Annotated in this window: 23 protein-coding genes and 1 pseudogene; 18 read left to right on the top strand and 6 right to left on the bottom strand. The window is 52.8% G+C overall.

All coding sequences use genetic code 11. The features are described from left to right. Positions 1–226 precede the first annotated feature (226 nt). From L1889_RS13505 to dhbA, 11 genes are all read left to right on the top strand, one after another. Positions 227–928 (top strand): 4'-phosphopantetheinyl transferase family protein, encoded by a 702-nt coding sequence (locus tag L1889_RS13505; protein ID WP_238665537.1) that lies wholly within the window; start codon positions 227–229, stop codon positions 926–928. Positions 929–952: 24 nt separating this feature from the next. Beyond that, complete coding sequence (locus L1889_RS18865; protein ID WP_308217642.1) at positions 953–1,735, top strand: AMP-binding protein; 783 nt, start codon at positions 953–955, stop codon at positions 1,733–1,735. Continuing rightward, on the top strand, positions 1,735–2,592 hold the full coding sequence (locus L1889_RS18870; RefSeq protein ID WP_308217643.1) for an AMP-binding protein: 858 nt from the start codon (positions 1,735–1,737) through the stop codon (positions 2,590–2,592). Before L1889_RS18865 ends, L1889_RS18870 begins: the two co-directional genes overlap by 1 nt. Before the next feature lie 2 nt (positions 2,593–2,594). Continuing rightward, on the top strand, positions 2,595–2,834 hold the full coding sequence (locus L1889_RS13520; protein WP_238665538.1) for a phosphopantetheine-binding protein: 240 nt from the start codon (positions 2,595–2,597) through the stop codon (positions 2,832–2,834). A gap of 77 nt (positions 2,835–2,911) precedes the next feature. Beyond that, on the top strand, positions 2,912–6,349 hold the full coding sequence (locus L1889_RS13525; protein WP_238665539.1) for a non-ribosomal peptide synthetase: 3,438 nt from the start codon (positions 2,912–2,914) through the stop codon (positions 6,347–6,349). Beyond that, the gene (locus L1889_RS13530) at positions 6,238–6,861 is read left to right on the top strand and encodes a thioesterase domain-containing protein (RefSeq protein ID WP_238665540.1); all 624 of its coding nucleotides are present in this window, start codon (positions 6,238–6,240) and stop codon (positions 6,859–6,861) included. The genes L1889_RS13525 and L1889_RS13530 overlap by 112 nt, the downstream gene beginning before the upstream one ends. Further along, complete coding sequence (gene entS, locus L1889_RS13535) at positions 6,852–8,087, top strand: enterobactin transporter EntS (protein WP_238665541.1); 1,236 nt, start codon at positions 6,852–6,854, stop codon at positions 8,085–8,087. The genes L1889_RS13530 and entS overlap by 10 nt, the downstream gene beginning before the upstream one ends. A 120-nt stretch (positions 8,088–8,207) precedes the next feature. Further along, positions 8,208–9,608, top strand: a complete 1,401-nt coding sequence (locus tag L1889_RS13540; protein WP_238665542.1) for a YncE family protein — start codon at positions 8,208–8,210, stop codon at positions 9,606–9,608. An 80-nt stretch (positions 9,609–9,688) separates the two neighbouring features. After that, positions 9,689–10,891, top strand: coding sequence for an isochorismate synthase (locus L1889_RS13545; RefSeq protein ID WP_238665543.1), 1,203 nt, complete (start codon positions 9,689–9,691; stop codon positions 10,889–10,891). Next, positions 10,888–11,541, top strand: coding sequence for an isochorismatase family protein (locus L1889_RS13550; protein ID WP_238665544.1), 654 nt, complete (start codon positions 10,888–10,890; stop codon positions 11,539–11,541). Before L1889_RS13545 ends, L1889_RS13550 begins: the two co-directional genes overlap by 4 nt. Further along, positions 11,498–12,310 (top strand): 2,3-dihydro-2,3-dihydroxybenzoate dehydrogenase, encoded by an 813-nt coding sequence (dhbA, locus tag L1889_RS13555; protein ID WP_238665545.1) that lies wholly within the window; start codon positions 11,498–11,500, stop codon positions 12,308–12,310. The genes L1889_RS13550 and dhbA overlap by 44 nt, the downstream gene beginning before the upstream one ends. 15 nt (positions 12,311–12,325) lie before the next feature. Here the strand turns inward: dhbA and L1889_RS13560 are convergent, their stop codons facing one another. The 6 genes and pseudogenes from L1889_RS13560 to apaG form a co-directional block, all read right to left on the bottom strand. Further along, on the bottom strand, positions 12,326–13,873 hold the full coding sequence (locus L1889_RS13560) for an enterochelin esterase domain-containing protein (protein WP_238665546.1): 1,548 nt from the start codon (positions 13,871–13,873) through the stop codon (positions 12,326–12,328). 162 nt (positions 13,874–14,035) lie between these two features. Next, entirely contained in the window at positions 14,036–15,622 is a 1,587-nt protein-coding gene (locus L1889_RS13565) for an EAL domain-containing response regulator (protein ID WP_238665547.1), read from the bottom strand. A 321-nt stretch (positions 15,623–15,943) separates the two neighbouring features. After that, a complete protein-coding gene (locus L1889_RS13570) occupies positions 15,944–16,768 on the bottom strand; it encodes a DsbC family protein (RefSeq protein WP_238665548.1) in 825 nt (274 codons plus the stop codon). Between the two features lie 31 nt (positions 16,769–16,799). Beyond that, positions 16,800–17,990 carry an FAD-dependent monooxygenase gene (locus tag L1889_RS13575; protein WP_238665549.1) on the bottom strand — a complete coding sequence of 397 codons (1,191 nt, stop codon included), beginning with the start codon at positions 17,988–17,990 and terminating at the stop codon, positions 16,800–16,802. Continuing rightward, positions 17,987–19,290 (bottom strand): annotated as a pseudogene (gene mltA / locus L1889_RS13580) (murein transglycosylase A). Before mltA ends, L1889_RS13575 begins: the two are co-directional and overlap by 4 nt. A 13-nt stretch (positions 19,291–19,303) precedes the next feature. Beyond that, positions 19,304–19,678, bottom strand: a complete 375-nt coding sequence (apaG, locus tag L1889_RS13585; RefSeq protein WP_238665550.1) for a Co2+/Mg2+ efflux facilitator ApaG/CorD — start codon at positions 19,676–19,678, stop codon at positions 19,304–19,306. Positions 19,679–19,796: 118 nt separating this feature from the next. On the opposite strand from apaG, the gene rpe reads away from it, so the two are divergent. The 7 genes from rpe to L1889_RS13620 all read left to right on the top strand — a co-directional run bounded on the left by rpe (position 19,797) and on the right by L1889_RS13620 (position 26,465). Continuing rightward, positions 19,797–20,501, top strand: a complete 705-nt coding sequence (gene rpe / locus L1889_RS13590) for a ribulose-phosphate 3-epimerase (protein WP_238665551.1) — start codon at positions 19,797–19,799, stop codon at positions 20,499–20,501. 208 nt (positions 20,502–20,709) lie between these two features. Beyond that, a complete protein-coding gene (locus tag L1889_RS13595) occupies positions 20,710–21,390 on the top strand; it encodes a phosphoglycolate phosphatase (protein ID WP_238665552.1) in 681 nt (226 codons plus the stop codon). A gap of 251 nt (positions 21,391–21,641) precedes the next feature. Next, complete coding sequence (gene trpE / locus L1889_RS13600) at positions 21,642–23,162, top strand: anthranilate synthase component I (RefSeq protein ID WP_238665553.1); 1,521 nt, start codon at positions 21,642–21,644, stop codon at positions 23,160–23,162. A gap of 58 nt (positions 23,163–23,220) precedes the next feature. After that, positions 23,221–23,784: an anthranilate synthase component II gene (locus L1889_RS13605; RefSeq protein WP_238665554.1), complete on the top strand. Its 564-nt coding sequence runs from the start codon at positions 23,221–23,223 to the stop codon at positions 23,782–23,784. 18 nt (positions 23,785–23,802) lie between these two features. Next, positions 23,803–24,837 (top strand): anthranilate phosphoribosyltransferase, encoded by a 1,035-nt coding sequence (gene trpD, locus L1889_RS13610; RefSeq protein WP_238665555.1) that lies wholly within the window; start codon positions 23,803–23,805, stop codon positions 24,835–24,837. Beyond that, positions 24,834–25,628 (top strand): indole-3-glycerol phosphate synthase TrpC, encoded by a 795-nt coding sequence (trpC, locus tag L1889_RS13615; protein ID WP_238665556.1) that lies wholly within the window; start codon positions 24,834–24,836, stop codon positions 25,626–25,628. The genes trpD and trpC overlap by 4 nt, the downstream gene beginning before the upstream one ends. A 72-nt stretch (positions 25,629–25,700) precedes the next feature. Further along, the gene (locus L1889_RS13620; protein WP_238665557.1) at positions 25,701–26,465 is read left to right on the top strand and encodes a uracil-DNA glycosylase; all 765 of its coding nucleotides are present in this window, start codon (positions 25,701–25,703) and stop codon (positions 26,463–26,465) included. Positions 26,466–26,516 lie beyond the last annotated feature (51 nt).

Genomic DNA, 26,516 nt, shown 5'->3' on the forward strand with positions numbered 1-26,516 from the left:
TCAGCCCGGCATGCAATATATGATTTCTCAGAACGCACAACGTTCCAATAGTCTAATTAGCTTTCATAAGCAAAAAGCACTAGAATGAGAATGATTAACATTTACTAATAATTAACTGTTTGCCATCGCTTACAGCTACTCTCGATTTCCCGACAGCCAAGCTATACGCACCAGATTTTCACCTACCGTCTACAGCCTATCGACCATTATTATCCAAGTCAGTGTCATGAGTCCTATACACATCTACCATCTTAATACACAGCTATTTTCCTGTCTGGATAGCGATTACTTTGACTGCCTGAAAGACGCAGACTGGTTACGCGTGCGTGCATTAAGACATGACACTGATCAACAGGCTCGCCAGTTAGCCTACGCTACCGCTTATTGGTTGCTACAGGCGCATACGGCCCTGTCAGCAGCGGCACTTGAATTTGAGCATGATACCTTCGGTAAGCCATTCGTTCCGCAATTGGCAGTGCAACCCGTATGGCATATCAACTTATCGCATTCGAATCGGCAAATTACCATTGCCATTGCACAGACTCCGGTAGGGGTCGATATCGAGGCCCATCAAGAAATTGAGCTGCAAAGCATAATTACTCATTACTTCCCCAACGACCCATGGCGGGCTGGCGATCTGGTATCGCTCTATAACCTGTGGGTCTGTAAAGAAGCCCTTCTTAAAGCCCAGGGTATCGGCTTGCGCATTGAACTGAAATCTGTGGTCCTGCGTGAGCCGAGTTCATGTTTTACCCATGTACTCAACGGTCCTGCCGAGTTAAGTCTAGAGAAATACGCCTATGCGTTGGTGGAGTGCCCCGAGCATTACTCATGCGCGGTTGCCATTTATGGCAGCGAGCCGACACTCCAGACTCAAACCCTCGATCTAACGCAGCTACATGCGCTAAGTAAACTGACAAACCCTTAACTCTATGCAATAGTTCTCATTACCATGATGAAAGATTTTCCTATTCAACAGGTCTGGCCTCCCGAGTTTGTCAGACGTTATCAACAAGCCGGTTATTGGCAAGGCGAAACCTTCGGTGAGTTCCTGAGCAAACGTGCCCAGACGCATCCCGATCGCATTGCCGTGGTCGGTGGCAATACGCGCTGGACATACCGCGAGCTAGATCGGCGGGCTTCAGCCGTGGCTGCAAATCTGATCCGCGCGGGCTTTAAGGCAGGTGATCGCGTGATTATTCACTTGCCCAACATTCCTGAGTTTCTCAGCTCAGCCTTTGGGCTGTTTCGTGCTGGCCTGATCCCCATATACGCGTTACCTGCACACCGCATAACCGAAATCGAGCACTTCGCCAGCACGGGTGAAGCTGATGCCTACCTTTGTACAGACGTAGATGCTGGTTTCGATTACCGTGAGCTCGCTCGCGAGCTCGCCAAGCGCTGTCCTGCCCTAAAGAAAACCTTCGTTGTTGGTGACGCCCAGGAGTTTGAGTCCTTCGATGCTCTACAACAAAACCCTGCAGAACATCAGGCTCCACCTGCTTCGGTATCATCACCTCAAGATGTCGCTTTTCTGCAGATTTCTGGTGGCAGTACCGGGCCCTCAAAACTTATTCCACGCACCCACGACGACTACATTTACACGCTGCGCGAAAGTGCGCGCATCTGTGGGGTCGATGCCGACAGCGTCTTCCTGGGGGCGTTGCCTATGGCGCACAATTTCCCCATGAGCTCACCTGGATTCATGGGAACGCTATACGCGGGGGCTGCGTAGTGCTTAGTACTTCTTCCAGCCCTGAGGCCTGCTTCGCATTAATCGAAAAAGAGCAGGTTAGCTTCACCAGCCTGGTTCCTCCTCTTCTTTTGCTATGGCTAGAGGCAGCACCCAAAAGCAATCACGATATCTCCAGCCTGAAAGTGATACAGGTTGGCGGAGCCAAACTGATTCCAGAAGTCGCCAAACGTGTTAAGCCTGTATTAAATGTCACTGTGCAACAGGTCTTCGGAATGGCCGAAGGTCTCGTCAATTACACTCGGCTTGAAGACGACATTGACACCATCATCGAAACGCAAGGCCGTCCCATTAGCCCAGATGATGAGCTACTTATTGTGGATGATAACGATGTGCCCGTAGCCAAGGGAGAATCCGGGCATTTGCTGACGCGCGGCCCCTACACCATCCGTGCGTACCACAATAACCCCCAGGCTAATCTGCGATCATTCACCGAAGACGGCTATTACCGTACCGGAGACATCGTCAGGCTCAACGAAAACGGTTATCTCATCGTACAAGGCCGCGCTGGCGATCACATTAACCGGGCCGGCGAAAAGATCTCAGCTGAAGAGGTGGAAGATCACCTGTTGTCACACCCCCAGGTTTTTGATGCTGCTGTGGTTTCCATTCCAGATGAATATCTCGGTGAACGCAGCTGCGCTTTTATCATTCCCAAAGGCGAGAAGCCCCGGGCCGCAGACCTGAAAAAATGGGTACGTGAACGCGGCATCGCTGAATTCAAAGTACCCGATCAAATAGTTTTCGTGGATGCGTTTAGCGAGACGGCTGCCGGAAAAATCAGCCGCAAAACCTTAAGGGCTCAATTACGCGCCGAAATCATTCAACAAGCACACTGATTATGACCACTCCCATCAACTTAGACAGCATGCGGGCTGATATTGCAGCAATGCTGCACGAAGACCCCGCCGATATACACGACGATGACAACCTGATGGATCTGGGCCTTGATTCGATGCGAGCCATGACCTTAGCGTCGCGCTGGCGCGAGGCCGGAGCAAAGATCGAGTTTTCAGAAATGGCGGAAAATGCCACGCTGCAACACTGGTGGGCTCTAGTCAGCGCCACTCTTAATCACTAACGCCTACTGGCGATTTTGTTGTCGTATTACCTATGATGTTTAGCGAAGATCACCTAGCTTCCCAAGCCGTTGAAAGAATGACTCAGCCCGACCAGACGCACCCCCTGACAGAAGCTCAGGAGGGCTTATGGTATGCGCAGCGACTTGATCCGCTAAACCCCATTTTCAACACAGCACATTGCACTGACTTTATCGGTGAGTTTGATCTGGACCTTCTGTGCCGGGCAATTAATCAGACCCTGGACGAAGCCGATGCCCTGTCGCTGCGTATGGTCGAGACCGAAGATGGGCCACTCCAGTATTTTGACGGCAGCCATCGTCCCTCTTTGCAGGTGATCGACCTTCGCGCACACGATAATGGCCACGATCTGGCCGGGCAAGCGATGCGCACCGATCATCTGAGTCCTATAGATCCCACCCACGACCCTCTGTCTGCACAACAGTTGTTTTTGCTGTCCGACACGCATTGCCAATGGTACCAGCGCGTGCACCACCTGGCGGCTGACGGCTACGGAATGTCGCTGATCGAAAACCGTGCAACCTATCTCTATGAAAACTGGCGCAAAGGCAGCGTTACTCACGCCAAGCCGCTCACTTCATTTAGTGAAGTGTTGCTTGACGATCAGCGCTATCGACATAGCGAAGCGCGCGCTCGTAGCCAATCACATTGGTTAGCCGCGCTTGCCGACATGGGTGACGTTGCGAGCTTGAGTGCTTCTGCAGCACTTACTGCACACACACGCCTTCAGGCATCTGCTTCGGTAGACGACAGCACTCTTAAACTACTGCAGGCTGCAGAGCGCCAGTATGGTTGCAGCTGGCCCGATATACTCACCGCACTAAGTGCCGCCTATACCCAACGCCACACCGGTCAGTCCGACGTGATTGTCGGTATGCCGTGGATGGGCAGAATGGGTAGCATCAGTGCACGCGCCGTCGCCACCGTGATGAATATCGCACCCTTGCTCCTGCACATCAATCAGCGTGGCACCATCGGCGACTTTCTTAAAGACAGCACTAAGCGCATTGGTCTTGCTCGCCGCCACGGGCGCTACCGCAGCGAGCAACTACGACGCGACCTAGGCTTGCTGGGTGGCTTGCGCCGCCTGTACGGTCCATTGGTCAATATTTTACCCTTCGATGCACCCTACGATTTAGAAGGGCTGGATGCTCGCCAACGAGTGCTGTGTGCCGGGCCGGTAGAAGACCTGAACATCAACTTCAGGTCTGCTCCCGATGCCACGGGTCTGCGCCTCGAGCTCGAGGCCAATCCGAAGCTTTATTCGCAAAATGAAGTAGAAGCCCACCTTGAGCGCTTGTTGAGCTTTCTGCGCAGCGCTTTGCGTGCGAATCGTCTCAGCGCGGTGCCATCGTTAACTCCGAATGAACATCTGCAGTGGGTCAGGGACTGCAACCAGACCGATCAGCCCATCAGCGATCTAAGCCTCGGTGAACTCGTCACCCAGCAGTGCATAGACTTTAGCGACCACACCGCCCTGGTGTTTAAAGACCAGTCGCTCTCCTTTGCTCAATTCAGTGCAAAAATTCAGAATATTGCCAATCACCTTGCCGCAATGGGCGTGGGCCGTGGCGATATTGTCGCGGTAGCTCTGGAACGTAGCGACGAGATGATCATGTGCCTGCACGGTATTATTGCCAGCGGTGCAGCTTACTTACCCATTGACATTGCACAACCTGCAGAACGTGCAGAACGTATTCTGGGAGGCGCTGGCCCCAAGGCAATTATTTATCATGGCGGCAAGCCCAGACTTCAGACCGTGAATATTCAACACCTTGATGTACGTCAGTTGTTTGATACTCAAGCCCAGCCGCAAGTTATTCGCCCAGCCAAACCTCAGGATCCGGCTTACGTGCTGTATACCTCCGGCTCCACAGGGGATCCTAAGGGTGTCGTTGTCAGTCACCGCGCTATCGTTAACCGGCTGCTCTGGATGAAGGCTCAGTACCAGCTTGACCATAACGCTCGATTTTTGCAAAAAACGCCGTACACCTTTGATGTGTCGCTATGGGAGCTGTTCCTGCCTATGCTTTGCGGCGCTCCTCTGGTGGTGGCCGAGCCGGAGCAGCACAAAGACCCCTATGCGTTACTGCAATTGATCAAAGCTGAACAGATCAATGTGGTTCACTTTGTGCCGTCCATGCTGAATGCGTTTCTTAACGAAGCGCTAAGCGAAGGGTTATCTATACCCTATGTATTTTGCAGTGGCGAAGCCCTGAGCCTGCATCTATGCCAGCGTTTTTACTCACGCATCAAAGGCCAGCTCCATAATCTATACGGCCCTACCGAGGCCGCGGTCGACGTCAGTTACTGGCACGTACCCGAAAACGACATTTCTGATCCCGTACCGATTGGCCGCCCTGTCTGGAATACCCAGCTGTACATACTGGACGAGTTTTTACGACCTGTTCCACCGGGTGTCGCCGGAACCTTGTACATAGGTGGCGTCCAGCTTGCCGAAGGCTATTTGGGGCGCACTGATCTTACGGCCCAGCAATTTATACTGAGCCCGTTCAGCAAAGACCCTGCCTCACGTCTCTATAACACAGGCGATCTGGCTCGCTGGCGCAACGACGGAGCCGTCGTCTACCTAGGCCGTGCAGACCATCAAATCAAGCTCCGTGGTCAGCGTATTGAACTGGGCGAAATCGAGTCATGTCTGGCCAAGTGTCCAGCGCTGCGCGACGTAGTGGTGGTGGCCCGTGCCGATCAGCCAGGCGAACTTTATATTGCAGCTTACGTCGTCGCCCGTACTGCCAACGAGAGGCCTACCGATACTGTGCTTGCCTACGCGCGAGAGCATCTGCCCGAAGCCATGGTGCCCAGCGCCCTGGTCTGGCTAGAGGCTTTGCCTACAAGCGCCAACGGGAAGCTTGACCGTAAGGCGCTGCCTGCGCCACAGCGCGAAAGCCACTCGGGGAAAGCGCTTAAGGGCGAAACCCAGCATCAGGTCGCCATGCTGTATCAAGAACTATTAAGGCTAGAAAAACAGCCCTATGCCAGCGATGACTTTTTCGCCCTGGGCGGACACTCGCTGCTGGCAGCCCAACTTATCAGCAAGCTACGCGAAAGCACAGGCTTAGCCCTAAGCCTGGGGGCTATTTTCGAAAACCCCAGCATAGAACGGCTGGCAAACTATCTGGACCAGGCAACCAGCGCCTTGGGTGCCCATGACACAACGGGCTTTAACGTGCTCCTCACCTTGCGGCCTGCTGTATCGCCTGCATACCTTAACGAGCCGGCCCTGTTTTGCATCCATCCTGCCGGCGGACTGAGCTGGTGCTACGGCCTCCTGGCGCGCGAGCTTGAAGGCTCAAGGCCAGTCTATGGCCTGCAGTCGCGCAGTTTGCACGCCGATCAGCACCCCCGTCCAGCTTGCACGAAATGGCAGTCGACTACGCCGATCAAATCCAAGCCCTGCAAGAGCATGGCCCTTACCATTTGCTGGGCTGGTCAGTCGGCGGCATTATCATCCATGAAGTCGCACAGGTATTAGCTGATCGCGGATTGCAATTAGGCACGATCGCAATCCTCGACGCCTATCCCAGTGATGCCTGGCGTAATCGTGAGGCTCCGGGGCCGGACGCCACCTACAAAGCCTTGCTTTATATTGCGGGCTACGATCCTGACGGACTTCACGATGTGAACCTCAGTGAGGAAGGCGTCATTGGCTTTTTGCGTCGAAGCGGACATGCATTAGGCGAACTCAGCGACGCACAGCTACAAGGTGTGTTTCATTCTGTTGAGCTTAACAACCGCGTAGTCCGTGAGCACCACCATAGTTTTCTTGATCATCCCGTACTGTATTTCAGGGCTGCTCTTGATCATAAGAACGACGACTTGAGTCCAGCCATGTGGGCACCGTGGGTGTCACAGCTTGACGTACATGATGTGCCTTCGTTGCATGCCCATCTCACCAACGGTGACGCAATGCGCCACATTCTGCGCACGCTGAACCCGGCCCTGAACTCTGCCCAAAGCAATCGCCAGGAGGCAGAATGCAACTAAAAAACTTCATCATCGATGTCACTCCCCTGCGTGAAAGCCGTGCGTTTCGTTATGCCTATGCAGCCCGCACAGCTTCGGTATTGGTAACCGGCATGATGCTGGTGGCTGCCAGCATTCAGCTCTATGACCTGAGCAAATCCAGCCTCTCCGTCGCACTGCTGAATGTGTTCATGGCGGTGCCCATGGTCATCGCCCTTCTCGTCGGTGGCGTACTGTCAGACCGCATCGACAGGCGCAAACTTATGATGTGGTCCAGAAGCGTCTATATCATCAGCGTGCTGCTATTTTTAATTAATGCATTGATGGCCACACCTTCAGTAACAACCATTTATATAGCGGCGATGGTCGGAGGCGCTGCGAGTGGCATCAGTATTCCCGCCATGATGTCTGCCACTCCCGCCTTGGTGGGCCGGCAGCACCTGGCCTCTGCCGCAGCATTATCGGGGCTCTCCCTGCAGCTTGGAGGCGTCCTCGGACCTCTGCTGGCAGGTGCCCTGATCGCAGGCCCGGGCCTGGTTGTGTGCTATGTCATCGTATTGGCAGGCGTGATGCTCACTCCATTCCTGCTGTCTGCATTACCCCCACTGCCTCCTAAAGGTGGAAACGAGAAGGCCACCACAGCGGGCCAGGCCTTTATCGAAGGCTTTCGCTACATGCTTAGCACTCCGCTGCTACGAAACTTGCTGCTTATCGACCTGGCTGCCGTTTTCTTCGCAACCCCATTGGCGCTGTTGCCCGAGTGGGGCGACGTGGTACTGGGTCAGGGAGCGACGGTTACAGGTGCACTTTATGCTGCACCCGCTATCGGTGCAGCTATCACCGCCTTAAGCAGTGGCTGGATACGATCCGTGCAGCGGCCTGGCATAACGATTATCGCAGCGGTGTTTATATGGGGGCTGGCTGTTGTCAGCCTTTCGCTAAGCACTCACTTGTACCCTTCCATGCTAGCCCTGGCGATCATGGGATCCGCCGATACCATCTCAAAAATGTTACGCATGACACTGGTGCAACGACATACTCCTGATCATTTGCTGGGCCGTATGTCAGCGCTCTGGATGACACAGTCATCGATAGGTACCGCAGCGGGGAACCTGCAAATGGGCACAATGTCCAGGTGGTTTAGCCCCTCTATTGCTCTACTCGTCGGCGGTTGCGCCTGTAGCCTTTCTGCTGGCTTGTTTGCCAGCAGCAGCAATGCGCTAAAAGCTGTCAATGGGAAGCCATAAACGCTGCGCTGGCTGGCTAAGTTCAAGTCAACGCTGCCGATGGTATTCGGCAGCTATTTACCTTTTTAATGACCTCTCATTTGTATTTATTGAGATTTTGACTTTCCCCAAGGAGCCGTAATGCAAATCACTTCATTTTGCATTCGTAGTAAATTAGCTGCACGACGTTCTACCCCCTGGATTGCTGCTCTAGCGCTAAGCATTGGTGCACTAAGCGCCCATGCCAATCCCATCTTTGATCAGCCTGACCTAGAGTTCAAAGGCTCTGTTTCTTCCCAGGGTGTCGTGCATCCGGGCGACGAGGCCAATCTGCAAGGCCGGGGCTTCACACCCGGCCAAGAAGTGAAGCTGCTACGCAGCGGACATTCGATTGTCGGCGATACCATAATCAAAGCTGATGCAGAGGGCGCATTTAAGCACAGTGCTGCTATTCCGGCTGACGCTGCACTTGGCCTGCATCCTGTTGTGGTGCAAACCGTGAATCCGTCAGCGGCTACTGTTTTCGAGCTCAAAGTTTCCCCAGCTGTGCCCCTTGCTGGAGCTGAGGCGTTTGAAACCCGTTCTGCACCCATTACAACAGGCTTATATCAAAGTGCCTACAGCGCCAAGAACGACCGGCTTTACCTAAGCTCTTCGGTAGGCCGTCCGCCAGTCAAGCAGTCGGAAATATTAAAAATTGTTCCTGAAGACTTAAGCATCGAGGCACGCATTACACCCGAGCTTGACGCAGACAGAACCGACGGTCAGGTTCAAGCGGTATATGGCATTGCCGTTGATGATGTCAACGACACAGTGTGGGTCACCAACACACGCACCAACACCGCAGCGGTATACAAACAAAGCGATCTCAGCCTTGTTAAGCAATTTCCGAATGGCATTGTTAAGCATGCACGGGATGTCGTGATCGATGAGCGCGCACACCGCGCCTATATGTCGACTGTAGGCAGTAATGAAATTGTTGTTTTTGATACCCAAAAGCTAGAACAGCTTCCTGCAATCACCTTAAGCTCGCAAGGCAGGGAAGCCCCCAGCCCCATGAGTCTCGCTCTTGATGCTGATAACGCAAAGCTTTACACCATCAGCTTAAATACGAACGAAGCCTTTGTTATCGATCTGGAGAAACAAAGCCAGGAAAAAGTCATCGCTCTGCCACAGGCACGTACCGCAAGCGGCGTAGCGGTTGCCCCTAAACAAAACGTGCTTTTCGTAGCGGCGCAGCGCACTGACAATGTTTTGCTTGTTGATCTTGATAGCGGTGAAATCCTGCACAATGTCAGCGTAGGAGCAGGTCCGCTGAACGTACTTTGGGATGAAAAAAGCCAACAGGCGTTCGTCGCAACGCGGGCCTCCGGAACGGTAGCAGTTATCAATCTGGACGGTGAGCTGGTGGCAAACCTTGATGCAGGCAAGCAGCCCAACCACATCAGCACTGATGGTAACGGCAATCTTTATCTGGTTCATAAAGCCAAAGACGCCAAGTCGCCCTCTACAGATCTTTTAACTCACATCCGCCTTAAATAAGGTAATGGGCCGGCTGCTTCCACGCAGCCGGCTCGTCAGCAATGCGTGACGTCATGTTCTCTATGCAAGAAACTTTTGTAATGCCCACTTCCACTACGTTAACCAGCCCCGTCTTAAGCGAATGGCTAAACGGGTATGACAATCACAGCAGCGTCTTTGCGTCACCCGCATGTTCAATCATGGCGCAGGGCCAAGTCTTGCAATTACGTGCTTCAAACACAGACCGGCAACTGGCAGTTAAAGCCCAACAACTGTTAGATCGAGCCAAGGCAGAAAACCTTCCTGGCTTTATCATGGGTGTATTGCCCTTCAATACCAATAAGCCAGCCCATCTTTTTGTACCCCGTTCACTAGACATTCAGGCACGCCTGCAACCCGCGGCCACGCCTTCTGCTCCCACTACTTATACCCGCGCCAATCTCACTGCCCACCCTCGTGCGCAGGAATACGAACAGCTGGTCAGCGCAGCGGTGCCAGTACTGGATGGCACACCCTTAAGCAAAATAGTCCTCGCAAGAACGATTGATGTCCAGCTCGAGAGGCCCCTGGCACGCAGGCAGCTTCTTGAGAACCTCATCCGTCTGAACCCTCACGGCTACAGCTTCGGCATTAACCTGCAAGACGACAGTAACGATAATGCCTGCTTTTTCGGTGCCAGCCCCGAACTGCTGGTCCGTCGCACTGGAGCCGAAGTCAGCATCAACCCGCTTGCCGGCACTGCCGCTCGCGTTGCCAATGCGGCTGACGATCTCCATGTGGGCCAGGCCCTGCTTGCATCCGAAAAAGATCGTCATGAGCATGCCATCGTCATTGACACGGTAGTACAGGCTCTTGCCCCCTACTGCGCTGAACTGCATGTTCCCGATGGCCCTGAATTAGCAAAAACCGCCACGCTGTGGCATCTGTCCACCTCAATACGAGGCATACTGAAAGCGCCCTACGCAAGCTCTCTGGAGCTGGCTCTGGCTATGCATCCTACTCCCGCAGTATGCGGCGCACCCACTCTGCATGCCCGCGACTTCATTGAAGGCTCCGAACCCTTTGAGCGTGAATATTTTGCGGGCGCGGCAGGATGGTGCGATGCTAACGGCGACGGTGAATGGGCTGTTGCCATACGTTGCGGAAAATATGAAAGACAGCAAATTCGCCTTTATGCTGGCGCAGGCATCGTGTCGGCTTCCGACCCTAAAAACGAACGACAAGAAACGGGGAATAAGCTGCGTACCATGCTAAATGCCCTATCCATCGACCCTGATTTAATTGAGCAAGGAATTCACCAATGAGCATCCCAACCCTTCCCTCATACCCTATGCCAGCTTCAGCGGTAGACAACCGCGTAGACTGGCAGGTGGACGCCACGCGTGCTGTTCTGCTGATTCACGATATGCAGCACTTCTTCCTTAACAAGTACGATGTGAAGGCAGAGCCAATCCCTACGCTTATCGCGCATATTCAGGCAATCAAGAAGGTGTGTGTAGACAATGAAATTCCTGTTATCTATACGGCACAGCCCACCGAACAGGCACCGCAAGACCGCGCTTTGCTAACGGATTTCTGGGGGCCTGGCCTGAGCGATCCCGCCTATCTCGAACAACAGGCGGTTATTCCTGAGCTCGCGCTCAGTGGCAATGACATTGCCCAGACCAAATGGCGCTACAGTGCATTTTTCCGCTCATCGTTAAAAGAGCAAATGAAAGCCTGGGGTCGAGATCAATTAATCATTACAGGTATTTATGCCCACATCGGCTGCATGACTACAGCACTTGATGCCTTCATGAATGATATCCAGGCTTTTCTGGTCCAGGACGCCGTCGCTGACTTCAGCCCGGAAGACCATGCAATGGCTGTACGCTACGTGTCACAGCGCTGTGGTGTCAGCTTGAACCGTCTTGAGCTGCAGCATCAAATCCAGAGCACGGGAGCGGAAAAATGACGGCTGCTTTTTTAGACAAACCGTCATCGTTACCGGTGCAGGAAGCGGGATTGCCCAAGCTGTGGCCACTCGCCTGCTAGAGCAGGGTGCTAATGTGGTCGCCATTGACCTTGACACCACGTCCTTAACAACAGCGTTCGCCAAGTATCCGGAACAGCTCTTGCTCATTAACGCCGACGTCAGTGATTTTGATGCCATGCAAGAGGCGGTCGACGCCAGTCTGGAACGTTTTTCCTGTGTGGACAAGCTTGTTTGCGGTGCCGGTCGCCTGCAGATGGGCGCGGTCAGCGAACTGAACACACAGCAGTGGGCCCATACCTTTGCCACCAACACCACTGGCGTATTCAACTTGTGCCACATCGTCTCCAAACACATGATCGAGCGCCAACGCGGCGCCATCGTAAACATCAGCTCGAACGCAGCCACAACGCCACGTTCAGGCATGGCAGCCTATGCAGCATCTAAAGCCGCTGTCACGCAGTTGTCACGCTGCCTGGGACTGGAGCTTGCCAATCAGGGCATACGCGTCAATGTGGTGTCACCTGGCTCTACCGATACACCGATGCAACAAGCCATGTGGGAACAAGGAAGCTCCAGGCAAACCGTGATAGAAGGTTCGGCGGCCCAATATCGCCTGGGAATTCCACTCAAGAAAATCGCTACCCCTGACGAGATTGCCGACGCCGTTCTGTTTCTGCTGTCAGATCAGGCTAGCCACATCACGATGCATGATCTGCGAGTAGATGGCGGCGCCACACTGGATCAATAAAGGCAAAAAGAGCCTTTACTGCGGCGCGCACACGGTTTCGCTAAAATGCTGCAAGCCCCGCGCCAGCAGCTCTTGCCAGTTATAGTAGTCATGTCCGCCATAAAAATGCACAAATTGCACGTCATAGCCTTTGCTTTTTAAGGTCTGATAAAAACGCTGATTGCTTTCCAAAATACCAGGGTGCCCAGGTCGCGCCCCTTCGTACTCACCTGCGCTTAAAAAGAAACGTACAGGCAGCGCCTCTGACTGTTGATAGCTACGATTTGTCCACTCTGGCTCTTCGCCTTTAGGCGCCCACCAGTACGAGCCCGAGAGACTGATGACATTCGGAATGTGCTGTGCATAACTTTGTGCAACATACGAAGCCGCTAAACCACCAAAACTTGACCCCGCAATAATGGTACGCTCTGCAGGCGCAGCGATGCCGTGGCTGGCGGCATAAGGCAGCAGTTCCTTAGCCACAAACGAAGCAAAATCAGGATTGGGAGGTAACTCCTTGCTTCGGGTGCTCGAGCTTGGGTTACCTACCAGGATCATATCGGTAGCTGGAATACAGCTGGCCTCTTCAAGACCGCTTAGCACGGCCGGGGCATTCACCCTGCTTAAGTAAGGGCCCAGATCCAGCAAGATCAAAAGTTGACGAACAGAGCTGCTGGAAGATGAGCGATAAAATGCAATTTCGCGCTCGTTAGCCAAAAACTTGCTATGCAGCCTGTGGAAGCTCAGGGCCGCCTTGGCATCAGTGGCAGCCAGTGCAGGCCGTGGCGGCGCATCGGCTAAGCGCAAGACAGACCAGCGCTGATACGGGTCTATATCAGTATTATCAGGAAATGAGTGCGGATTCAAAGGATCCGCCTGGGCGGTAGCCAATACTAGACGTCGATTAATAGCAGGGGAGGCGCCAGCAATCGCAGGAACATCAGGCGCAATCTGATAACTGAACTCAGATGCACTGGAGAGTATAAAGGTGGCAAACCATACATCACTTTGCCCCAGCCGCTGCATCCATACTGGCTCGTTAGAAGGGCCGCCGAACAACCGCACATTTTGATGATCTCCGCGCCACAAAAAGCTAACCCGTTTATGGGTATCGTCGTATGGCTCAACCAATGGTGTACCTTTGCTTTCGATAGCCGCCCAAAAAGCGTCGGTACTGCCCCCGTCGTTCAGAATGATGAAGAGCTTCCTCAGGGCAGGACTTGATAAGACAGAATATTCGGCATCGACTTCATGCTGCTCAGTGGCTGCATTCTCGTAACGTTCAGTTATTCGCACATTCGACTTGCTCATGCCCCTGGCACTTAAACGGTGCACACCCGACTCAGATGCCTGAAAGAAAAAACTGCCAGTCTCATAGTCGCTCCGCTTTAGCTCCCGAAGCGGGCCAGACGGCGGTTTTATGCTAAGAGTGGACTCAAAAGGCCCCTGCCATTCTCCGATAACAAGCTCTCCCTGCTGGACATAGGTTATTTGATCATACTCAGCAGAACTCGCATTTGCGGCAGGCAATAATGCGGTCACGGCACTTGCGGAAAACAACAGACCAACGACGTAATAAATCATAATGATGTCAGGCTAGATCCCGTGCGCTCCCCGCTGTGGCAGAAAGCCGCTCTAAATGGCTGCGTACTGCAGCCCTGATTAGTAAAAGCTAATCATAGCCACAATTGAGAACAAGAACCATTAGCGATCATGAATTAATGATCAAATACCTGACATCAATGCTTAGAGACCGCTCGCCAAGGCGAGCAAAATCCCATCTCGTGACAGAGGCAATGAAATAAAATCGCCATGCAGATAATCGGCACCCACATGAATCACCGCATTCTTGTCCGACGCAGAACTAATGCCTGTGACTTCGGTTTTTAATCCCAGGTTTGCGCATAGCTTGCACGTCATCATGAGCAAGGACGTATCTTGCATAGCCTGCGACTCTGAGCGCTCCCCGTTAAAAAGTACACGTACACCGTAGATTCTCCATTGCTCCAGGTAAAGCAGATTTTCTGCGGAACCAACATAATTATCCAGCCACACTGGTATTCCAAGCGCAGCCAAAGCACTCAGCATTTGCTGTGTCGCCTCGTTTTTCACGTCAACGTTATACTCAGTGATGGCGAACGCGACGCTTCCGTCGTTCAACCTCTGACTCTGAAGCTTCTGCATCCACGGTTCATGCAAACGCATCAGTACCGGAAGAGGCACTGACAGGGTCACGGGCATATGAAGCTTGTAATCATTGGCCCAGCTTTGCAGCTCATCACAAAGCACCTGAAAAGCGCATTCATACAGCCAGCTCACTATAGTCAGATCCAGACGCTCATATACCGCCGTCCCCAGACGCACAGTATCATTGTTTTCGAGCCGCCAGTACAGTTGGGCCTCTACCCCTTCCTGGGCTCCTGTCTTCACACTTGTCTTGCCTTGGAACATCAACGTGAGTGCAACCGGGTGTCCGGAAAGCTTGTGGTTATACGCCTGACGTATATCGGCCAATAATCCCGTACTGGTTTCCGGACTCTCGTGCGGAGTCCGTTCTGCCTGAACAGCAGGACCCAGCGCATCCGCAGCGCTTCCTGCAATCTGTCCGGCAAAGCTATAGCCCCATCCATGCACAGACTTAATAGGCAATTCAACGCCGGCGTCTTTTGCCTTACGCCGCAATCGGCTTATTAATGAATCAACGGCACGGCTATTCTGTGGCGTATCCACCTTACTCATCATCAATTGCTGACGGCTTACCCTGCCCTCAGGGCTACTGCTTAGCAACTCAACAAGAAAACGCTCTCCGTAGGTCAACTGGATCCCAACGCCCTCGGGAGAAACCAGGGTCCAGCCCTTGTCCCGCATTGACCAGCGTGGGAAATGTTCAGCCGCGTGCGCGGCCTGACCCTCAGTTCCTTTAGCTGCAGGCGGCTTATCCAGGTTAAGTATGAATTTCTCCGCGCGTCTTTGCAGCGCATGCTGCAATGCCATTAACTCAGAACCTGCCACGTGCTCCGGGAGACATGCGTCCGCACCCGCTAAAAGAAGCTCTATACGCTGAGCCGGATCCTCAAAAGCACCGATTGCGACAATCCCGCTGTATGACACCACGGAACGAAGATTAGCTATAACCAAAGCAAAATGCTGATGGTCGCAATGCAGCAGGAGGACCTCAGCGCTCGCATTTGCATTTTCCAACATTGACTTAAAACCCGCGGTTCCATTCGCAACGATCGTTGCAGTAACCCCAATTGCTGAAAGCTCATCAACCATCGCTTGGCATCGTGCAGCATGATCAAATACGACCACAAGCTGTTTTGCATATTCCATATCTGCTCTGCCTTATCCAACCGTAACAACCCTGCAACAAATTCGCAGCATTACGATTTAATTACGTGTCTTTGATTTTCCGCGCTAGCCTCAGCTTTAAAAAGTTAATAAATGTCAAATACTTAAGTTATCGATAGAACTTGTCTAAAAATCACAATCTCTTGCCACATATCTGTCTAAAACCAAACAAATACATACACATGGAGAATTTCCCTCATAATGGCCAGCCGCCTTAGTAATAAGCACTACAGCCTGAAAAACAAAAAGACACCGAGTCATAAACCCGGTGCCTTTCTAATAGCTACCAATAATGCGTAGGCTTTAGTTCATGCTGTCGAGTCTATCTTTCAATTGATCAGGAGGCAGCCAGCCACCAACGCGGGAACCATCACTGAAAATAATGGCTGGTGTACCCTCGATACCCAGGCTCATTCCGAGGGCCAAGGTTTGCTTTATCGGATTCGCACACTTGGCGGCAGTAGGCTCTATGCCTTTCAGCATCCAGGCCTGCCAGGCAGCTGAATTGTCATCTGCACACCAGATGCTCTCGGCTTTAACCAGAGAGTCAGGACTGAGTATGGGGAACAGCAGTGAATACACTGTAATGTTGTCAACCTCGGCCAGACTCTCGTGCAAGCGCTTACAATAAATACAGTTAGGGTCTTCAAACACGGCAATCTTACGGCTGCCATCACCCTTTACATAGCGTATAGCCTGTTCCAGTGGCAAACTTGAAAAGTCGACACGGTTAAGCTCTTCAAGACGTTGTGCTGTAAGATCCGTACGGGTTTGAACATCAACCAAGGCCCCCTGAAGCACAAAATCCACTTCTTGATTAACATACAGAATTTCGTTACCAATACGGACTTCGAGCAGGTTAGCAAACGGAGTGGCCGTAATTTCATCAACCTGCATCCCCTTGAACTCAGACTCAAGCTTTTGGCGCGTAGCCTCGAACTGTTTGGTATTAGTGGTGCTTAGCACGCGGGCTTCCGAGCCAGAGGCTCCTCCCTGTTGCGTGGAAAGCACTTTTGCTTCTGAACCTGCGCCCTCGTCTGGGCGATCAGTTTGCGCCATTGAGGCGCTGCTTACCGACAAAATAGCGGTAGCCAGGCTTAGGGCCAACGCATTGATTTTTAACTTCATAGTGACTCCGGCCCTGCGATCACGCTTATGCTTAGTGGCGGTCGCGAGGGCTAATACCTGCTGCATTTGCAATTAATTGACGCTTAAGAAACGGTACTTTATTGAGCACCGACATCCCCACGTTTCGAGCCCAGACCACCGGCACTGCCTGCACTTTAAATAAGCGGTGCAGCGCATCGGTGGCGAAACTCATGGCGGCGATAGGCTCTGCCCTGGCACGGCGATACTGCTCTAAGATACGAAGCTCCCCAACGCCTACATGTTTGGGTTTGGCAACCAATACTTGTATAAGTTCAGCCACATCACCTAAACCCAGATTAAGACCCTGACCAGCCAGCGGATGCACACGATGGGCAGCATCGCTGACCAAGGCAACGCCAGCTGACACCATTGCCGTTTTTTCTAATGTCAGTGGAAAGGCATGTAAGGTTGATCTCAACTTCAGCTTGCCCAGCCGTCCTCCTGTAATAGCCTGCAATTGTCTGGAAAGCTGCTCAGCTTGCATGGCATGCTCAACACCCATGATCTCGGCCGCCTGCTCGTCGGACGCCGACCAGACCATCGAGACTTGCGGCCCCTCTGCTGTATCTGGCAGGGGCAAAAGCGCCAGCACCGAGTCGCCTGTAAACCATTGCATCGCTACCCCCTGATGCGCGACCTCAGCGTTTAGATGGGCCACCAGACCGCTGTCACCATAAGCCTTCAACTGATGGGCAATGCCAGCCTGTTCACGCACTTTGGATCTTCCGCCGTCTGCTCCGATAAGCAAATCAGCTTTCAAGCGCCTGCCATTTTTCGTGATGACCGTATCAGCCTCACGATCGGCAAAATGATCGTCGTGCCAAGTCACCCCGTATACTTTGAGCGCTTGGCGTAAAGCGCGTTCGATTTCACCTGATTCGACGATCCAGGTGAGCGTATCGCGAGCATCTTGCCAGGCCTCAAGTTGCAGGGTTCCCCCGCCATCACCATACAACTCCATGGCTGTGACTTCAGTAAGACGTCGCTGCTCCATGAGATCCCAAATGCCCTGCTCGCTTAGGAAGCGCTGACTGGCTGCAGAAATTGCATAGACACGAGGATGATAAGTATCAGTTTCTGGTGGGGGCCGCTGCACGTCAGGGGCGAGAATTTGCACATCGAAGGCTTTGCGTGCCAATCCGAGCGCACATGCCATACCAGCAATGCCGCCCCCACATACAAGGATGCTTTGGTCTTTCATCGTGCTGCTGGTGCTCCTGCTGACTTGGGCCACAAAACCCACATTTCACCGCGCTGCTTCATTCGGCCAGCGCTGGCACCGGCTTCATCACCTGTTCCCCAATAAAAGTCCGTGCGCGCTGCCCCTTTGATAGCTGCCCCTGTGTCTTGGGCAAAAACGACTTTTTGCAGTGGCTTCTGACTACCAGGGTAGCTAGTGGACAGAAACACCGGCGAGCCTAAAGGAACGAAAGCTGGATCGATAGCAACGGCACGCTCAGCAATCAGAGGAATACTGTAAGCACCTTTTGGGCCCAATAAGGGATCCGTAATCTGCTCTTCACGGAAAAACACCATCGCCGTATTCACGTTCAGCATCTCTTGCACGCGATGGGGATTACGCTCTGCCCATGCCTTGATATTTTGCATCGAAGTCTGAGCTAAAGGCAACTCGCCAATCTTGGCTAGCCATTGGCCAATAGAGGCATAAGGACGTCCGTTATGGTCGTCATACGCCAGCCGCACTGCCGACCCATTGGGCAGGACAGCCCGTCCGGACCCTTGAATTTGCAGGAAAAAAGCTTCGACTGGATCTGCCGCCCAAACAATAGCTTTGGGCTGCCGATCCGATTTGGCGGCAATGTCTGCACGCGAATCGTAGGGGACAACCCGTTTACCCTCGACTTTGCCACGAATACGCTTGCCAGCAAGCTCGGGATACAACGTGCCCAGGTCTATCGTCAACAAATCGGAAGGCGTAGCATATAAAGGCCACTGATACTCACCACCCTGAGTGGCAGAGGCTTTAATCAAGGGTTCGTAATAGCCAGTTACCGTATTGGAAGCCGGCTTGCCCGCGGTATCAAGTACACGCCAAGGCTGTAGATGCTCTTGAAAAAACTGCCGGACAAACGCAGGGCTGGCCTCGTTCTCGTTTTGACCACTGCGGGCGGCCGCCTCGCAAACACCCTGCCACGCACGCGGTGCAGCTCTGGCTGGCATCGTAAGCGAGCCGCTAACGGGACGCATCAGGCCCTTACAGTTATTAAGAAACCCTTTCCACACATGCTGCAAGTCATCATTATTCCACCCCGGTAGCGCAGACCAGTTTACCGCCTGAAACTTGGCGACCAATGGCCTGGAAGGCGTTTCGGGAAGTTCGCTAAGGGCTGGTACGCGCAAGGGTTTAAGCGCAATATCGTCATCTGCTTTCTGGCTTTCCTGCTTGGTCGCTGGCTGCGTGGCTCCCCTGGTTCGGTAGTAACCGTGGAGCAGGCAGCAATGAGCACCAGCAAGGGACTTAAGGTAAGGATTCGCTTCAGGCTCATAAAAATCTCAATGCAAAGTTCGAGGGATAGCCAGTACAAACTCGTTAATTGGTACGTCAAAAGGCAGGCCGTCTTCACCCACACAGTGGTAAGACCCTCGCATCGTGCCAACCGGCGTGGCCAAAGGGCAACCGCTGGTGTATTCAAAACTTTCACCGGGTGCCAGCAGTGGCTGCTGTCCAACAAGACCCAGGCCGCGCACTTCCTGAGTTTTCTGGTCGCCATCAGTAATTACCCAATGCCGACTGATAATCTGTGCTGATTTTGCACCATTATTCGTAATTCGTACCGTATACGCAAAAATATATTGATGACGGTCAGGTTCGGATTGCTCAGGCAGGTACTGAGGCGTTACAGTCACCACAATGTCTTCAGGCTTCATGATCGATCGGCCTCCATAAAAATGCATTTGATGCAGAGAGCTTCTGCTCGAAATAGGCTGTAATAATGACACACTTGTGCCGGATCGGTCATAACCCACCTTACTGCTAATTAATTTCATGTCACACAAACAAGCTGCTCGCATCGCCCCCAGTATTCTATCCGCTGACTTCGCTCGTTTGGGCGATGAAGTCAAAAACGTCGTGGACGCCGGTGCAGACTGGATCCATTTCGATGTTATGGACAACCATTACGTCCCTAACTTAACATTCGGGGCAATGATTTGTAGCGCCCTACGCCCTCACACCGATGCGCCTATCGATGTGCACTTGATGGTCGAGTCTCCGGACAGTCTGGTCGAAGCTTTCGCCAAGGCGGGCGCTAATCTGATCAGTTTTCATCCTGACGCCACACCTCATGTAGATCGCACCCTGTCGTTGATTCGCGACCAGGGCTGCAAGGCCGGGCTGGTTTTTAATCCTGCCATGCCTCTCGAGTGGATGGACCACGTCATGGATAAACTTGATTTAGTCTTGCTGATGTCCGTTAATCCAGGCTACGGAGGACAAAAATTTATCCCCCATAGTCTCGAAAAGCTGCAAACGGCTCGTCAAAAAATTGATCGCTGGGTTGAGAATGGCGGACAGCCTATCAGCCTGGAAATCGATGGTGGTGTCAATATTCAAAACATTGCAAGCATCAGGGCAGCGGGTGCCGACGCCTTCGTTGCAGGTTCAGCTATTTTTAACCAGCCCGATTACAAGGCTGTCATTGACGCCATGCGCACAGAAATCGCCAAAGCCGATGCCCAATCAGCTGCATAGCAACGACTCATAGTGTCCAGGCTGGGCTCGTTCTGGAAGCGCTCGCAGACAGCATTAGTAGAGGTGGTGTCTGGCACTGCCCGGCCTGAGTCGGACCCCAGCTTCAAATACAAACATTCAATTTAACGATACAATAACGGCTTCTTCCAAGCTTAAGTTCTACATAAGCTGTATCGAACCCAATTTCCTTTTACGCGGACACGTAACGATGCGTTACTCGGCAGTATTATTAGATTTAGACGGCACTCTGGTCGACTCCATTCCCGACATTGCCGCTGCCGCCAATGCGATGCTGGTTGACCTGGGCCGCAACGAACTATCTCTGCAGGTAATTACGTCTTTTGTGGGTAAAGGTACTGATGTATTGGTCCAGCGTACCTTGCTGCACGATTCCGGAGAATCAACCTTCGACGCTATCGAATACGAGCAGGCCAGAACGCTCTTCGCCCAGCACTATGAAAGCGTGAATGGCGAAAAAAGCATAGCCTACGACGGCGTCTTCGAAGGTCTTTCTGCGTTTAAGGCCATGGGATGCAAACTCGCTGTAGTCACTAACAAACCCATCGGCTTTACCATTCCGCTATTGAACAAACTGCGTCTGGCTTCGTATTTCGACGTGGTGGTCGGAGGCGATACCACGCCCGAGAAAAAACCCCATCCCCTGCCTTTTACCTACGCCTGCGAACAGCTGAATATCGCCCCCGGGCAATGTCTGGCCGTGGGGGACTCAATCAACGACGCCTTGGCCGCACGGGCAGCCAAAATAGATGTTTTGGTGGTTCCTTACGGATATAACGAAGGAATAGACGTGCAAACTCTCGATGTCGATGGTATAGTTTCTTCTATTGCCGATGCGGCAAGATGGGCGCGTAAATCGCCTACGATCTAAAAGAATAACCTTAAGTCAGAATCAATTATGTTTGCTACCCACACACACGTTGCTGTAACTGGCGCCTATTGGCGCTGGTGGCGTTTGTGTTCCGGGTAGCTAACTCGCTGTCTCGGTGTGGTCGCTAAGCATCCTACTGATCTCGCTTCAGCCACACCTTCACAGAAAATAGCCCGGAACCAATATTTGGCCGGGCTTTTTTGTTTTTGTCCCGGCCTGCTTGCTCAATCGCATACTTTAAGGCCTTTTTTATGACAGAAATCGAATTTCAGGCGCTCGCCGCCGAAGGGTTTAACCGCATTCCCCTCATTGCGGAAACCTATGCCGACCTCGACACCCCTCTCTCTATTTACCTGAAGCTTGCTCATAATGGCCCTGAAGGCGGACGCAACACTTGCTTGCTCGAATCCGTAGTTGGCGGTGAGCGCTTTGGTCGATATTCGTTTATTGGCTTGCCTGCAAAAACGGTAATTCGTGCTACCGGCACCCTTACTGAGGTGTTGCACAAAGGCGTAGTAGTAGAAACTCACGAAGGCGATCCGCTTGATTTCATTGAAAAGTACAAGGCCCGCTACACCGTCGCGCTGCGCCCTGGTATGCCGCGTTTTGCAGGCGGACTGGCTGGCTATTTCGGCTATGACACCGTTCGCCACATCGAGCCCTCCCTCGGCGCACCTACCAAGCCTTTCCCGGCAGGACAAGACGAAGGCACACCAGACATCATGCTGCTGCACATCGACGAGCTTGTTATCGTCGATAATCTGGCTGGCCGTACGTATTTAATCGTCTACGCTGATCCTAATATTCCCGAGAGCTACAGTCGTGCTCGTCGCCGCTTAAAAGAGCTACGTGAAAAACTGCGCACTCCTGTCGTGATTCCCTACGCTTACGCCAGCATGGAAACCACCGATCGGCGTGATTTCGCCAAGGCCGACTACCTTGATGCGGTTGCCCAGGCAAAGCAATACATCACAGACGGCGAGGTCATGCAAGTACAGGTAGGACAGGTTATTGCGAAGCCCTTCCGAGATGCACCGCTGTCGCTGTACCGTTCACTTCGATCTCTTAACCCTTCTCCCTACATGTACTTCTGGAATTTTGACGACTTCCAGGTAGTAGGCGCCTCGCCCGAGATACTGGTTCGTCAGGAAAAAGAACTTGTAGACGGCACATACAAGCAAATCGCCACCATCCGCCCACTGGCGGGCACACGTAAACGGGGTGCGACGCCTGAGGAAGACAAGCTGCTGGCAGAAGAGCTTTTAGCTGATCCCAAAGAGCGTGCTGAGCATGTCATGCTCATTGATCTGGCTCGCAACGACATTGGGCGTATTGCGAAAGGCGGTACCGTTAAAGTCACCGAAACCATGTCCATTGAGCGATATTCACACGTGCAGCACCTGGTATCGAATGTATGCGGCGAAGTCGCCGAGGGCGTCTCAACAATGGATGTGCTGCGTGCCGCCTTCCCTGCGGGTACCTTGACCGGCGCGCCCAAGGTTCGTGCCATGGAGATTATCGACGAGCTGGAACCCGTGCGCCGCGGCGTCTACGGAGGTGCCGCAGGATACCTGAGCTACAGCGGGGAAATGGATCTTGCCATCGCCATACGAACAGGTGTAATTAAAGACGGTATGTTATATGTGCAGGCAGCAGCAGGAATTGTGGCTGACTCAGACCCCGAATCCGAGTGGCAAGAAACAGAAGCCAAAGCACGTGCTTTATTGCGTGCTGCAGAGCAGGTTCAGTTTGGCCTGGACGACCCCATCTAAAACGTACCCCTGCTAACGACATGCCCACACGTCATCCTATTTCTTGTTTAGGTGCCCTATGCTGCTAATGCTCGATAATTACGACTCGTTTACTTATAACCTGGTTCAATACTTCAACGAACTCGGCGAAGAAGTGGTTGTCCACCGTAACGACCAGATCACCCTTGAACAGATCGAAGCCTTGAAGCCGGATCGCATTTGCGTTTCTCCCGGGCCCAGCACGCCCGCCAATGCCGGCATTTCCATTCCCGTTATCAAGCACTTCGCAGGCAAGCTCCCCATACTAGGCGTGTGCCTGGGGCATCAGGCCATAGGGGAGGCCTTCGGAGGAAAAACCGTGCATGCCAGGCAAATCATGCACGGCAAGGTTTCAAGCATTACTCATCAGGATATCGATGTTTTTGCCGGCCTGCCCTCGCCTTTTCTGGTAACACGCTATCACTCACTTGCCATCGAACAAGACAGCCTGCCCGAATGCCTGGAAGTTACAGCACAAACAGAGGACGGTGAAATTATGGGCGTGCGTCACAAAAATCTTCCTGTTAGCGGGGTACAGTTTCACCCGGAATCCATTTTAAGCGAGCACGGCCACGCATTGCTCAAGAATTTCCTGAAAATCTAATATAGCGCAAGGACTATCATGACTTCAATCACGCCAACCGAGGCACTGACACGATGTATCGAGCATCGCGAAATTTTCCACGATGAAATGCTGCACCTGATGCGCATGTTGATGCGCGGAGAGATGTCTCCACAGATATCAGCCGCTTTATTGATGGGCTTGCGAGTCAAAAAAGAAACCATCGGCGAAATTGCTGCGGCCGCGGAAGTCATGCGCGAATTCTCAGTACCCGTGCATACTCCAGACCCGGAAAATTTGCTCGATATGTGCGGAACGGGCGGAGATGGCAGCAACACCTTTAATATTTCCACCGCTTCAATGTTTGTAGCCGCTGCCGCTGGCGTAAAAGTCGCCAAGCACGGGGGCCGTAGTTCATCCTCTTCATCTGGCAGCGCAGATGTGCTGGAAACCCTGGGGGTGAGTTTAAACTTAAGCCCTGAGCAGGTGGCCGAATCCATTGAATCCGTAGGCATCGGCTTCATGTTTGCCCCCACCCATCACAGTGCGATGAAAAACGTGGCGGCTGTTCGTAAAGAATTAGGAGTGCGAACCTTATTCAATATATTGGGTCCACTCACTAACCCTGCCAATGCTGGCAATCAATTGATGGGTGTGTTTCATGGCGACCTGGTTGGCATCCAGGTTCGGGCCATGCAACGCCTGGGAGCACGCCATGTCCTTGTAGTGTATGGACGGGACGGCATGGACGAAGCCTCGACGGGCGCATCCACCATGGTGGGCGAACTCAAGGACGACAAGATCAGCGAATACGAAATTCATCCTGAAGACTATGGGATCAGCATGAGTTCCAACCGCAGTATTCGGGTCGAGTCGTCGCAAGCCTCGGCCGAGCTTATTATGGAAGCGCTCAATAACACCCCCGGCACGGCTCGTGATATCGTGGGCTTTAATGCAGGGCTGGCGATTTACACTGGCAATAAAGCTGCCAGCATTAAAGAAGGGTTAGCCATGGCCTTTGAAGCCATAGCCTCTGGTGCCGCCAGAGCTAAACTTGATGAACTCAGATCTTATACACGGAAGTTAAACGAATGAACGACATACTCGCTCGAATCCTGGAAACAAAGAAGTCGGAAGTTGCCACCGCGCGGCAATTACGCAGCGAGTCCGAGCTACTTCGCGAAGCAAAAAACCGTAAGGATGTACGGGGCTTCGCCCGCGCTCTGAATGACAAGAACGCACAGGGTAAATCAGCGGTTATCGCCGAAATCAAAAAGGCCTCTCCCTCCAAGGGCATCATTCGCGACGATTTCAATCCCGGCGACATCGCCGCCTCGTATGCCGCACATGGTGCTGCCTGCCTGTCGGTGCTGACGGATGTTCAATACTTTCAGGGCGCATACGATCATTTACGTCAGGCCCGGGCAGCTTGCGCGCTCCCGGTATTGCGTAAAGACTTCATGATTGATCCCTACCAGATCATCCACGCTCGCGCCATTGGTGCCGACTGCATTCTACTGATTGTTGCCGCGCTTGACTTACAACAGCTACGTGAATACGAGGCCCTGGCCTTAGAGCTGGGCATGGACGTATTGGTAGAAGTACACGGGCGAGACGAACTCGAAACCGCATTGCAGTTAAAAACCAATCTGCTTGGCATTAACAACCGTGACCTGCGTAGCTTCGAAGTCTCACTTGATAACACGTTGTCACTGCTTGGCGATATTCCTGACGATAAACTAGTCGTTACCGAAAGCGGCATTCTGACGCGTTCAGACGTAGACACCATGCGCGAGCATAAGGTCAATGCCTTTCTGGTAGGCGAAGCCTTTATGCGCCAACCCGATCCCGGTGTCGCGCTGGAAGAAATATTTTTCAGCGCGTAAGCGTCTGAGCAGCTAAACGTGGTCTAGCAATATAACCAGCCGCGTTTAGCAAGCCCTAACCACAAGGTAGCCATGAGCGTATCACATACCGACCAGCAACTTGCTTTGATGGATACTCCACCGCAAAACAGCTTGGCTCAAAGCGTGGTTTCCCAAGCCCAGGATCTAACAATAAGCTGGCGACCCGTCTTCGAGGACAACGATGTCCAGGGTTCGCTTAAGCTTTTAAATCACTGGCTAGATCAGCGCAAGAAAACGGGGGCTATTATTTACCCCAGCCATCCGTTTAAGGCTTTAGAGCTTATTGCTCCTGAAGATGTCAAAGTTGTTATCCTGGGACAAGACCCCTATCACGGCCCCGAGCAGGCACAGGGGCTGTCATTCTCTGTTCCGGATACAGTGCGTTGCCCACCCAGCTTGCGCAATATCTTCAAAGAGCTTGCGCGTGAATACCCCGACCAGAACGATCAGCCCAGTTCAGACCTGACCCGCTGGGCCACCCAGGGCGTCCTGCTTTTAAACACATCATTAACCGTAGAAAACGCAAAAGCCGGGTCCCATGCAGGCAAAGGCTGGGAACCCATCACCGATGCAGTCATTGCGCATCTGTTCAAATTTGAAACACCAAAGGTGTTCATGCTGTGGGGCGCCCACGCCCAGGCCAAGCAAAAGCTAATAGATAGCAGTACCAAGCATGGCCCTGTACTGTCCCTTGCATCGAATCATCCGTCTCCGTTATCGGCCACCAAGCCGCCTGTTCCCTTTATAGGAAATGGTCACTTCAGGCTAGCAAATGAATGGCTGGAAAGCTGGAACCAGACGCCTATCGACTGGTAGAGGCAAAAACGACAACACCGCCTGATTGCGGTGCTGTCGCCAAGAGCATGC

It is taken from the genome of Paenalcaligenes niemegkensis, from assembly GCF_022230885.1.
Lineage (GTDB): Bacteria > Pseudomonadota > Gammaproteobacteria > Burkholderiales > Burkholderiaceae_B > Paenalcaligenes > Paenalcaligenes niemegkensis.